At 63.5% G+C, this 11,864-nt stretch carries 11 protein-coding genes; 3 read left to right on the forward strand and 8 right to left on the reverse strand.

Annotated features, from left to right (window positions below; all coding sequences use genetic code 11):
- Positions 1 to 49 precede the first annotated feature (49 nt).
- From CV103_RS02250 to CV103_RS02275, 6 genes are all read right to left on the reverse strand, one after another.
- Positions 50 to 3,451 carry a UvrD-helicase domain-containing protein gene (locus tag CV103_RS02250; protein WP_107393848.1) on the reverse strand — a complete coding sequence of 1,134 codons (3,402 nt, stop codon included), beginning with the start codon at positions 3,449 to 3,451 and terminating at the stop codon, positions 50 to 52.
- Between the two features lies 1 nt (position 3,452).
- Positions 3,453 to 3,950 carry a hypothetical protein gene (locus CV103_RS02255; protein ID WP_245896617.1) on the reverse strand — a complete coding sequence of 166 codons (498 nt, stop codon included), beginning with the start codon at positions 3,948 to 3,950 and terminating at the stop codon, positions 3,453 to 3,455.
- A 77-nt stretch (positions 3,951 to 4,027) separates the two neighbouring features.
- Positions 4,028 to 4,885, reverse strand: coding sequence for an RNA polymerase sigma factor (locus CV103_RS02260; protein ID WP_107393850.1), 858 nt, complete (start codon positions 4,883 to 4,885; stop codon positions 4,028 to 4,030).
- Positions 4,882 to 5,961: a nucleotidyl transferase AbiEii/AbiGii toxin family protein gene (locus CV103_RS02265; RefSeq protein WP_107393851.1), complete on the reverse strand. Its 1,080-nt coding sequence runs from the start codon at positions 5,959 to 5,961 to the stop codon at positions 4,882 to 4,884. Before CV103_RS02265 ends, CV103_RS02260 begins: the two co-directional genes overlap by 4 nt.
- Entirely contained in the window at positions 5,958 to 6,791 is an 834-nt protein-coding gene (locus tag CV103_RS02270) for a DUF6088 family protein (protein ID WP_107393852.1), read from the reverse strand. The genes CV103_RS02265 and CV103_RS02270 overlap by 4 nt, the downstream gene beginning before the upstream one ends.
- Positions 6,788 to 7,357, reverse strand: coding sequence for a glutathione S-transferase N-terminal domain-containing protein (locus tag CV103_RS02275; protein ID WP_107393853.1), 570 nt, complete (start codon positions 7,355 to 7,357; stop codon positions 6,788 to 6,790). The genes CV103_RS02270 and CV103_RS02275 overlap by 4 nt, the downstream gene beginning before the upstream one ends.
- On the opposite strand from CV103_RS02275, the gene CV103_RS02280 reads away from it, so the two are divergent.
- Positions 7,356 to 8,309 carry a LysR family transcriptional regulator gene (locus tag CV103_RS02280; protein ID WP_211314330.1) on the forward strand — a complete coding sequence of 318 codons (954 nt, stop codon included), beginning with the start codon at positions 7,356 to 7,358 and terminating at the stop codon, positions 8,307 to 8,309. The genes CV103_RS02275 and CV103_RS02280 overlap by 2 nt on opposite strands.
- Before the next feature lie 209 nt (positions 8,310 to 8,518).
- Here CV103_RS02280 and CV103_RS02285 read toward each other — a convergent pair whose 3' ends face one another.
- Positions 8,519 to 9,280, reverse strand: coding sequence for an SDR family NAD(P)-dependent oxidoreductase (locus CV103_RS02285; protein ID WP_107393855.1), 762 nt, complete (start codon positions 9,278 to 9,280; stop codon positions 8,519 to 8,521).
- Between the two features lie 136 nt (positions 9,281 to 9,416).
- Between CV103_RS02285 and CV103_RS02290 the strand changes: the two genes are divergently transcribed.
- Both CV103_RS02290 and CV103_RS02295 read left to right on the forward strand, forming a co-directional pair.
- Complete coding sequence (locus CV103_RS02290; RefSeq protein ID WP_107393856.1) at positions 9,417 to 10,316, forward strand: AraC family transcriptional regulator; 900 nt, start codon at positions 9,417 to 9,419, stop codon at positions 10,314 to 10,316.
- Between the two features lie 68 nt (positions 10,317 to 10,384).
- Positions 10,385 to 10,768 carry a VOC family protein gene (locus CV103_RS02295; protein WP_107393857.1) on the forward strand — a complete coding sequence of 128 codons (384 nt, stop codon included), beginning with the start codon at positions 10,385 to 10,387 and terminating at the stop codon, positions 10,766 to 10,768.
- A gap of 96 nt (positions 10,769 to 10,864) precedes the next feature.
- On the opposite strand, the gene CV103_RS02300 is transcribed toward CV103_RS02295, so the two are convergent.
- A partial coding sequence (locus tag CV103_RS02300) for an NAD(P)H-binding protein (protein WP_211314331.1) occupies positions 10,865 to 11,864 on the reverse strand: 1,000 nt, incomplete at its 5' end.

Below are 11,864 nucleotides of genomic sequence, written 5' to 3' on the forward strand. Positions count from 1 at the left end.
GCCGCGGCTCTAAGGGTCCAATCGGAGCGAGGTCGGCCGACCGGTAAGGTCAGGCGAACTTTTTTTGCAGGGGACCGTCGGGGGTCTGCCCGCAGATAAAGAAGGCGGGGCAGTTCGGGCAGGTGCGCGATGAGACCTCGGCCGGAAACCGTCCGGCCCGGATGTCACCGAGGAACTTTGCGAGCTTGTCCTTGCGGCCCTTCAACTCGCGTTCCGACAAGGAAAGCGCATGCGTCTTGCCGTCGGAAAGATGGACGAGTTCCGCGGCTGCGCCGGGAAAGGCCTGCTTGACCGTCAACATCAGCGCCGCCGCGCCGACATCCTTGCTCTCGGCCGACCGCATGTGACCCGTGCGGATCCGGCGCACGGCGCGGACACCGTCCGGCCGCACCAGCACCTCGTCCGGCCGAACGATGATCTCCTCGCCGTCGAAATTGAGGCTGAGCGCGATCGGCGCTTCGGCGACTGCTTCGGCGCGGTTCGTCAGGAAGAAGCGCAGCATTGCCAGCGCCAGTTCGCGGAATTCCGCGCGATAGCCGTGATCGCGGAGGCCTTGGCCGTCCAGCGCCGCGTCGATGCGATCCTCCAGGTCCCGCTCTGTCACGGGCTGGTCCGCCGCGATCACCATCTCGACCACCACGCGAACCGCCTCGTGCAGATGCATGAAGGCGGTCGCGGTCCGCCGGCCACCGACCTGCAGGACATGCGTGTAGAAGAAGCGCCGCGGGCAAGATTCATAAAGAGCGATCTGCGGGGCCCCGAACCGGAGCCGCCCATCGACGACCAAATCGATATCCCGAGCTTCCGCAGCCACGGGAAGCGGCCGCGCCGGCGAGACTGAGCGGCGCGTCAGGGTGGCCCCGAGACGATCGAGGAAGGGCGATAACGGTCGATTGTGGCCGTTGCTCTTCTCGGTCGGCGCATAAAGGATCAGGCGGTCGCGGGCGCGCGACTGCGCCACGTAGAATAGACACTCCTGCTCCTCGGCCTGACCCGCGCGGAACGCCTCTAGCGCACTGCCTTCGGCGCCCGCGATCATGCCATCGGGCGCCGGACAGGGTGGCGCCGGTGGCGTGCGCGGGATGGTGTCGCTGTTGAGCCCTGGAATATGGACGCCGCCGAACTCCAGGCCCTTGGCGCCGTGAATGGTCATCAGGCGCACGGCGTCGAGATGTTGGGCCGCCGCCGGCAATTGACGCAAGTCGCGGTCGTCGCCGAGCCGGACAAGCCTGCGCACGCGATCGAGCACGCGCATGATCGGCAGTCCACGGCCCGCCGGCTGGACCCGCAGGAAGTTGAGGAACTGCCAGACCGCGATTCCGCGCGTGCGATCGGCGAGAGCCTCGGACACGCCCAGGCGCGCGGCGATGCGGGTGCGATCGAGCAGCAGCGTTGCAAGGACGGTCCAGGGCGAGGCCGTTTGGTCGAAGCCGTCAAGCACGACCGCGAGACTGGCGAGCGCCTTGCGACCTGCATCGCTGACACCCGGAATCGTATCGGCGTGCGGAAGCCAACTGCCCGGGCTGTGCTCGGTCGCTCGCAGATGCTCGAAGACCGTCGCCACGTCCGCGAAGGACATGGTGAAATCGGGCCAGCAGGCGATCCGCACCAGGCCCATTGCGCGCCGATCGACAAGGACGGAGAGCAAGGCCAGCAGATCCTTGACCTCGGCCCGCTCGAACAGGCTGCCCAGAAACAGGACCGGCACGCCGAGCCGTTCCAGGTCCTGCCCGATGGTCGACAGCCTTTCGTTACCGGTGCATAGGACTGCCTGGTCGCGATAAGCGTAGCCCTCGCGCCGGAGTTCCTCGATTGCATCGGCCAAAGCCACCTGCTGCTGCTCGACGCGCTGGACTGTGCGCAGCTCCGGCCTATGTCCATTGGCGTCCCTCTCCGCTTCGAGGCCACTGTCCGCGTCACCCGCGCGCATCGTGACCGCGAAGCCCGAGAAGCTGTCGACAATCTCCGGTACCGAGCGATAGTTGCGCTTCAATCGACCGCGCTTGCCGCCAGCGAAGTCCTCCTTGCTGAACCGGGTCATGTTGAAGGATGAGGCGCCGCGAAAACGGTAGATCGACTGCTTGGCGTCACCGACCATCCAGAGATTGCGGCCGTCGGGCCGCAGCGCGCTCAGCAAGCGGACGCTGCTGCGGTTCACGTCCTGATACTCATCGACCAGGACATGATCATATTGCGCCTGCAGCGCCGCACAGATGGCCGCGTCCTTTTCAAGCAGTTGCACTGGCAAAGCGACAAGGTCGCCGAAGTCGATGCAGTGTGCGTTGCGCTTGAGCTGTTCATAGGCCGCGTAGACGCGGGCCACCTCGCCGGCGCGTTCCGCCGCTTCATGCGCTTCCGGATCACCCGCCTTCGCCAGCATGGCGTCGGCGAGCCCGGCGTAGGTTTCAGCGTCGACTACCTCGTCCTTCGCCCGCGAGACGGCGGCCAGCATGTCAGCGATGATCTGGGTGGGATCATAGAGGTTGCGGTAATGCGCGAGCCTCAGCCGCGGAAACTCCTCCTCGAGGAGCTCGACCGCCTCGGTCCGATCCATCATCCGCGGGTCCTTCGGTAGGCCGAGCTCCGCATGGAAACGACGGATGATATCGAGGCCGAAGGCATGGAACGTGCCGATCCACATCGCAGCCGCCGCCTCGGGCCGCTTGCGCGCGATCCTCTCGGCCATCTCGCCCGCCGCTTTGTTTGAGAAGGTCAGGAGCAAGATACGCCTGGGATCGATACCCTCTTCCAGAAGGCCTTCGACACGCGCGATCAACGTCTGGGTCTTGCCGGTGCCGGGACCCGCTTCGAGCAGATAGGCTTCGCCGCGATGCGCCGCCGCCGCCGCTTGCAGCGGATTGAGCGGCCGTTCGACATGCGTCGCCGCCGGCGTGGGCGATACCGGTGGTAGCAGCAAGGCATCGAACAACTGCTGCGCCACGACCTCGAACGGCGCCCCGAGTTTCGCAGCGATCTCGGAAGCGGAAAGGCCTCCATCGACATGAAGCGCCCGCACGACGTTGCGCGGGAGCAGCAGTTCGCGCGCGAAAAGGTCCATCTGGACCTCGCGACGCTGCCTGCGCCCATAGTCGATCACCCGATCGATCCCGACCGGCGACGGCTCGGCCGCGCGGGCCGGATCAATCGTCGGCGCGGGTTCACCGTCGGGATCGTCGCCAAGCTCGACATGGCCGATCTCGTGCGCCACCAGGAAGGCCTGCTCGAACAGAGATCCGATGTTCTCATGGAGGATCAGATCGTCGGCGGCGACAAAGGTCGCGCGGCCACCGTTGAGCACGGCCGCCCCCGCCGCTGTCGGCTCGACGTCGATCCCTCGCCGCTGGGCCTCAGCGACAGCAAAGTCATAAGGCGACCAAGGATCGGCGCCGGACGCAACGAGGCGAGCGTGAAGTTCGGCGGCGACTTGCCTGGCGAGCTCCACGCTGTCCATATCAGTCAGCCTCCGCCAGCAATCTGGCGCGCTTCTCGGCCGGAACGCCAGCGTCGATCAGCACTTGCTCGAAGGTAACCTGCTCGCCGGCCGCCGGCTTATTATCGGCCTTGTAGCTGCGCGCGACGAGCAGCGGAGCTGGCTCCCAAGACGATTCCAACTGCGCGACAGAGCTGCGCATCGCCTCAGCCAAGATCGTCAGGAAGCGTCGCGGGATACTGACGAGAGAGACCCGCCGTTCGCGCAGCGCGGTCACGACCTGCCGGGGCACGTCCAGACGCTGGGCGATGGTGCGCCAATCATCGACCGTGAGTGCTGCGAAAGGGTCGGCTGCCGCCGCCGGCACAGCCTTCGCGTGTTGCGACCAGGCAGCATCGATCAGCGCCTGATCGGCAGCAGAGAGGGGTGCGACATCTTCGCAAGACTCGCGGCTGAGTTCGCGCGAGAGGTCGATAAGCTCTCCAGCATATTCTGGGTAAAGCCGCAGATAGCGTTCCAAGGTCGAGCGGCCAGGCTCGCTCTCAACCGCGAACGCGTCGAGCACGGACTCGCGGGATGGACGTGCACCGGCGGGGCTCACCGCTCGTCTCCATCGGTCATGGCGGCTCGCAGGGTGGCGAAGGCCTTGTCACGGTAGGTTCGGACGGTCTTTTCGGAGCGGCCCAGGGCCGTGGTGATGGTCATGACGTCCGGCTCCTTCGAGTCGATGGGAAAGCCTTGTCTGAGCATGTGAACGATCCTGCTTTGTTCTGTCGGTAGAGCGTCAATCGCTGCATCCAGGCGCGACCGGTAAGCCGGATCGTCGAAATCCGACGCGGCGAAGGGATCGTGGGCCCCCGCGGCCGCCTCGACCTCCGGTGACAATTCACCACTCTCCTCGTCATATTCGAGGGGCTGGGAACGGTTTTCCTCGCGCCAAGCCTTTTCCTGCGCATCGCGCCGCAGGCTTGCCAGCGCGCCATCGAAGCGCACCTCGAAATAGTCGAGCTTGTCGACATAGTCGGCGCGATCCGCCGAAAGGAGCTCGACGAACCGGCTGAACACCTTGTCGCGCACGACCCCACGCGTCAGCGATTCCGACCTGCCATCAGAGCTTTCCGCCTTGGGCAAGCTGCGCAGCACCCGTGCGATCAGGATCCGATAGAGGCGTTCGAACCACGCCTCGTTGTTGTCTCGACGGCTCGCGCGAATGAAATAGACGAGACATTCGCTAGGGATGTAGCCTGGGTCGGAGCGCTTGGCGATCGCCGCCCTGGCAATCAACTCGTCACGCGGTAGGACCGTCAATTCGGCGATGAGCGCTTCTATCTTCGGGTCGCGTTCGTAGAGTTCGCCGCTGAGGCGTCGTTTGCGCAGCGGCGCTACGATGGCCTCGTCCGCGCGGTGCGCGTCTGCCTCTTGCCCTGTCTCGACAGCCCCCTCCAACTGCTTCATCTCCCTGCCCCGCTTCCCGTATCGCTCTTCTCATTCAGACGCGTTTCGAGCGAGCCGATGCTGTCGAGCACGGCCTCGAAATCCGGAGGATCGCCGAAGATCATGCCTTGCATGGCCCTATAGTCGACGCGCAACTGCTCGATCATCGCGTCATGCGGGGCAAGCGCGAACGAACCAGGCACAGCGCTGGCGAGATCGAAGTCCGGTCGGTTGAAGAACATCCGGGCGTGAGCGACGCAGTCCGCGCCGAGCGCCATGTCAGCGACAGCGGCCGCGCCGACTGGCGTCGCGGCAAGCCGGTGCAGGTCATAATAGTGACGGGATACGCGTTGACCGCCCCCACGCAGCTCGCCACGCTTGTCGAACCACCGTCGCAACCCGTGAACGATGACGACCTTGTCCCAGAAGGTGCGCTCCGGATCGACCGTGCGGACGGCCGGCACAGTCAGGTCGAGCGCCGGCAGATCATCATCGACATAGGGTTTGATCGGCACCTCGCTGTTCGGATCGAGCGCGGATTTCGCGCCCGACTCGATCTTGATCGCCGCCCGCACATAATCCGATCGCGGCGTCGCCGCGGGATACCAGATCAACAGCGTCTGCCCGTCGGGATCAGCGTCGTCGGCTTCGACTCGTGCCGCGCCGGCATTGAGGCCGGCGGCCTGGAGCCGGTCCTGCAGGATCTGCGTCAACTCAGCGCGCAGCGGGCCGTTGATGTAGGCTTGGCAGGCGTCCTTGATCGCATCGAGGCGTGCCCGGCGCTTCTTGCCGCTTAGCGTGTCGAGCTCCTCGATGGTCGCCGGCTCGCCAATGTCGTCTCGAAAAACCGTGACGTCGATGTCTTCGGAGAAGCGGTTGATCAGACCGAACCCCTTGGACAAGGAGGTTCCGCCCTTGAAGAGGAGGCGGGGCCCTCCTTCTTTCAGGCCATGGAACAGCGCATCCAGCGTCCAGCAGACCCAGAAGTCTTTCTCGACATTCTGGGATGCCGTGCCGAGGCGCAACGCCGTCGTGTCGAAGGCGCTCAATATCGCGTCCGACCCGGCCGCGAGAACCTCATCGAACGCCGGATTCATGTTTTCGCCGCCCGGGTTGCACCGCGCTTGGCAGTTCGTGTTTTCTGGGTGGAGACCGGTTTGCGCCTCGGACGGACGCCGGCAGCGTGATGCTGATCATCGTCCCCCTCCCCCCCTCTTTGATGTCGATCATGATCGTCATCATCATCAGCAGCAGCACGGTCATCGCGGATGTGACGATCGCCGACATCGTGTTCGACGAGCGGCTTGAGAAACACCCACATCCATGTCGGCAGCGCCGTCATGCCGGCAGTGAGATCGGCTTTGAGGGTCGGCCCGGCCGTCGGGTCTTCGAAAAGCTTGCCGAGCTTGCGCCTGACCTGATCGCTCTCCCCTTCACGAGCCAAGAGATCGCGGAGCCAGTGAAGTGCCTGGACGACGCGCATCGCCGGTCGCCCGGCCCAGAACAGCTTGCTGGGCGCGGTTGGACGGAAGGTGATCGTCACGTTGCCGAGCTTGATCGCGCGACGACGGGCGTCGGTGTGCACCACGATTTTGGCCGGAACCGCGTCGGTCAGGCCCAGATCGTTCGCGGCCGTCATGCCGTCGACCAGCATCCGGGTTTGGTCGCGTCGCGCGACGGCGTCGATGACCGAGCGCGGGTCGGGCGGATTGGGTTTTTGGGTGAGCTTGTTAAAGCCAGGTTGATCGTAGAGCCCGCGGTCGATCCGCCTAAGGGTTTCGGCCTTCGCCAACCGCTGCAACGCCTTATCGACGGCGTCCCGCGAGGCGAGATCGGCGAAATCGCTGGGCGTCCAGACCTTACGCGGCGCGTCCGCACGGATGCGCTCGAGCATGGCTGTCTTCAGGTCGGGTGAGTCGCCGTTCATGTCCGAAACTTGTAGCTCTTTTTCGGACAGAAGCCAAGGGACAGTCTGAAATATGTATACAAACTTCGGACAAAGCCTCGGCGCTGCTCGTTGAAATCACGATCCACGATTCTGCGGGGAAGGCCTTCCCCTGCGCTCAAGCCCTGCGGTCTCGACCGACCCCTCTCTGCGGGGCCTGCTGCCCCGCAACGCCCCGCCAAGAGTGAGAGTGCGGACCGGTTTTCCGTGACGGGTTGAGGACTGGGAGAGAGGCTTCCGGCGCCCGTCATGGAGACGACCCATGACCCACGTGGAGATTCTGGATGCTGCTCGCGCCTGCGCTGGCGGCTACAAGGTGGATGATCGGCAATGAACTCAAGGATCACAGCACATTCGGTCAGAAGGTTGCCATCATCGAGCTTCAACGCCGGCACATAGGCCTTCGGATTCAGTTTCCGATAGTCGCCGCCGCCCGACCATTGATGCGTTGAAAGATCGACGCGTTCGAGGGCGAAGGGAAGCCCGGCTTCCCTAAGCAGGATGTGCGCCGCCTGGGAGCTGGCGCCGGGAGCATGAAAGAGGATCATGACGCGTCTCCGTCGTTGTTTCAAATCGCAAGACTATGATGATCCGAACCAAGCGAAAACGCGTGATTACAAGAGTAAAGCGTGCAAAACTTCACCCATGTTCGACTGGCAAGATCTTCGATATTTTCTAGCCGCTGCGCGGCTCGGCTCGCTGACGGCGGCCGCGAGCGAGCTTGGCGTCGATCACGCCACAGTGGGCCGCCGCGTCGCCCGCCTGGAAGCAGCTATCGGATGCAAGCTGATGGTCCGTCTGCCGCGATCGACACGCCTGACCGAGGACGGCGCCGCGCTTGCCGCGGCCGCGAGAATAATGGAGGATGACGCGGCGGCCATTGTTCGCCATGTGCGCGGTCACTTGGGCGGCCTTTCTGGCAGTGTGACCGTTAGCGCACTGCCCGCTCTTGCTGCCTTCGTCATAGCGCCGAGCTTACCGGCCCTTGCCGACGAACACCCGGGCATCCGTGTGGTGCTGTCGGCGACGTCTATGATCGCGTCGCTGGAGCGAGGCGAAGCCGATATCGCAATCGGTTTTGTCCGGCCCAATCTGCCGGGACGTGTGGTGCGGAAAATTGGGGAATTGCGGCTTGGGCTTTACGGTGCGCCCGGGCTCGCCGATCGGCCACGGGAAAGCTGGACATTCATTGGTTTCGAGGACTCGCTTAGCGATATTCCGCAACAGAAATGGCTGAACGCCTTTTCGGCCGGCCGACCCTTCGCGCTCAAGTCCAACGATGTGGTGACGCAGGCGCAAGGGGCGCGAGCAAGCGTCGGGGCCGCGCTGCTACCCTGCTTTCTCGGCGACCCTGAGCCCGGACTGATCCGTCTCGAAGTCGAACCGGAGCCGCCACCGCGTCCCCTCTGGATGTCAGTCCACGCCGACGTACGCCGCGCCCCCACAGTTCGCGCCGTCATGGATCATCTCGTCGCGGCCTTCGCCGACAGTCACACGTGAGGCACTTAGAAGGCTTACTTGACCACGGCGTCCAAGCGGGAACGTACTCTCGGATTCCGATCAAGGCCCGCAGCCGACTGATCTGAAGCCGGTCGCCCGCTGCTCGGCGCGACCCTACTTGGTATTGTTTCACCGCGATGCTTTATGCTGAAGGTGGTTCCACCCTGAGGCATCCGCTTGAAGACAGCCGACATTCTCCATGCTGTTTCTCAGATCACCATGCCGCCGGAAACCTCAATCCGTTGCGCGTTGACCCAGCGATTGTCCTCGGACAGCAGCGACGCGATCATCGGACCGATGTCGTCCGGCACGCCGGCGCGACCAAGTGCGGTCATGTTCGCAACGGCTTTATTGACCTCGGGATTGTCACGCACGACACCGCCGCTGAAATCTGTCGCAATGGCCCCCGGAGCAACGACGTTGACGGTGATCCGGCGCGGGCCGAGCTCGAAGGCCATGTACTTCGTCATCGTCTCAACCGCCGCCTTCATCGTGCCGTAGGCGGCGCGGTTCGCCATGACGATCCGGGTCAGGCCCGATGAGATATTCACGATGCGCCCCCCATCGTTCATCAGCGGCAGGAGCTTCAGTGTCAGGAAGAACGGACCTTTGACATGAACCCTATAAAGGGCGTCGAACTCCTCCTCTTCCGCGTTCAGGAAGCTCATGCCGCTCGATGTCCCGGCATTGTTCACCAGGAAGTCGAAGCGATCGGCGTCGAGCCCGGCCAACGCCGTCTTCAGCGCGTTCAGAAAAGCGTCGAATGTCCCGGTCTCGCCAACGTCGAGCCGCAACGCGACGGCGCGGCCTCCTTGCGCTTCGATCAGGGAAACGACCTCCTCGGCCTCGTCCCGGTTCTGGCGATAGGTGAAGACCACGTCCACGCCGCGCCTGGCGAGGTTCAACGCCGTGTTGCGGCCAAGCCCGCGGCTGCCGCCGGTGATCACCGCGATCTTTGCATGTTCGGTCATAGGGCTCTCCCTTCGAGGATTTTCTGCCATATAATCGTGCTTAGATCGTAATCGAATGCCGATTATCAGCACTTTCTTGCCTGATTGTGCCTTGCCTCCTATATTTGCAACGGATCAAAAAGACCGGAGGTCTACCATGATGCCGGAAATCGGCCGGGCCATTGAGGCCTATACCTTGCGCCATCCCGGCGAGAAGCCGTGGATGACACAGATCGAGGGCCTTATCCTCCTGCGGGCGGATCATGAGGATCAGCCGAAACACATAATCTCTCGCCCAGCCCTCTGTGTCGTTGCGCAGGGCGCCAAATGGACGAGCTTCGGCGACAAGCGGCATATCTATCGCGCCGGACAAGCGCTGCTTATCAATATCGAGACGCCGTCGGTTGGTCGGATCACGGAGGCCAGCCCGGAGGCGCCGTTTCTCGGTGCCGTTATCGAACTCGATCCCGCGATCCTGCGCGAGGTGTATGACGGGATGCCCGATCCGCCCATGTCTCAAGTCGAAGTGGGTCGCGGTGCCTTCGTCCTGGAGGCGATGGACCCACAGGTGGAGGACTGCGTGTTGCGGTTGCTGCGACTCCTCGACCATCCGCGTGCCATTCCGCTCATCGCACCGATGATCCGTCGTGAATTGGCTTATTGGCTGCTATCCGGTCCGCACGGTGCGATGCTGGCGGAACTGACGCTGGGGCGCGAGCGTGCAGCGCCGATCATGCGGACGATCCATCGGCTGCGTGAAGAATTCAACGCGCCCTTTCGCGTTTCCGATCTCGCCGCGGAAGTCCATCTCAGCCCCTCGGCCTTTCATCGTCAGTTCAAGGCAGTCACTTCCATGACGCCGCTGCAATACCAAAAACAGCTCAGGCTGCTGGAAGCGCGGCGAATGATCCTTTCAGAAGGGGCCAAGGTAGAAAGCGCGGCCTTCGCGACGGGGTACGAGAGCCCTTCGCAATTCAGCCGGGAATACGCCCGAATGTTCGGCAGGCCACCGAAACGCGATGCCAGCATCACGAAGGGCTTGCCGCAATGGGCATGAAAATGGGTCGGCGGAATATGGTCCGCTCGCCTTACTCGGTCCTGTCCGAGCCTATTCAGGATGGATAGATGATTATCGAAACCTTTACCCGCATCTTCGTCGATCCCGATGCGTTTGATCGGACGATCGACTTCTACACTGCCTTACTGTCCGGCCAGGTGACGATGCGCTTCACCTATCCGGAGACCGGGCTCGAACTAGCCTCGGTATCGTCCGACAGGCTTTCCGTGCTGATCATCGCCGGTACGCCGGAGCGACGGGCACCCTTCGAGGCCACACGGTTGACGGTCAAGGTCGATCGCCTCGAGTCCGTCATCGCAGTCCTTGCCGACGCCGGAAGCGAGCAGTTGGAGCCGATCCAGAAAACGCCAGTGGGCCGCAAGACCCGTTTTCGTCACCCGGACGGGACGGTGGTTGAATATGTCGATCACGATACGGCCTCGTCCGGCTGACGAGTTCGTCGGATACGCCGCGTCGGGCAGTCGTTTGCGCCCTTGCGCGCCCAGCCATTGCCCGAAGGTCCGCTGTAGAGAAAATGCCCAACCGCTTCACGCAAGCATGGCAGGGCGTAAGATTTGGGCACACCACTCGCGAAAGCTGGTCGGGCTGCTGGTCGCCGGTGTACGCTCCACCATGCGGTCGATGCCCTCGTTCTTGGCCGTCAGCATGTTGACCATGGCCTGCGCCATTCCCTCGGACGCTCCCCTGCTGATCGACATGGCTCGCATCTCTTCCATAGCGATTTCCTGGAAACGCACTGGCCTTTCGAGTACGTCGGACATGATCGCCGCCATGTCATCGAATGACAGGTCTTCCGGACCCAGGATTGGCACTTCTTCCGCGCCATCCCAGGACCGGTCCACGAGCAGCCGAGCGGCAGTGTCGGCGACATCGCGCGTCGCACATGTGGGTGCTCGAAGAGCACCGGGCGACGGCCAGTAAAAGACGCCCTGGTGCTTGATCGGCTCTATCTGGCGGAGGATGTTTTCCATCAAGCCAGGACATGTGAGCGCCCGATAACTCACACCCGTCTGCGCGATCATGTCGTCCATCCTGAGCGTCGCGGTCACGTGGCCGGCGTCCTTCGGCCAGCCCCGGCCAAGCGCGGAAACGCTGACGACGCGTTTGCCCTTGAGGCCCTTGAACGCATCCAGGGCTGGCCGCGCGAAGTCCACATAGGCGGCTTCGGCACTTGCCGCGCGCGGATCGCCCGCCACAAGCCAGAAGACGCTGTCGGCACCTTCGAATGCTTTTTCGACGATTTCCGAACAGCTGTGCGACCCCTCAACCACCTCTACGCGTGCCAGCACGTCCGCGGGGAGCTTTGCCGGGTTGCGTGCGATCACCCGGATAGGCTCGCCGCGGTCGAGGAGTTTGGCCAGCACCTGGCTCCCGATGTTGCCCGTGGGGCCTGTGATGACGATCATTGTTTCTCCTAACGCCACTTTTGCGGTGGATGCGCACATTGTGCGCGGCGACTGACAGGATGCGAGCGTAGCGACAATCAAGATGAGAATCGGTTGTTGGGGTGTCGGTGAAGGGCGGAGG

Source organism: Edaphosphingomonas fennica (assembly GCF_003034225.1).
GTDB classification, from domain to species: Bacteria; Pseudomonadota; Alphaproteobacteria; order Sphingomonadales; family Sphingomonadaceae; genus Sphingomonas_E; species Sphingomonas_E fennica.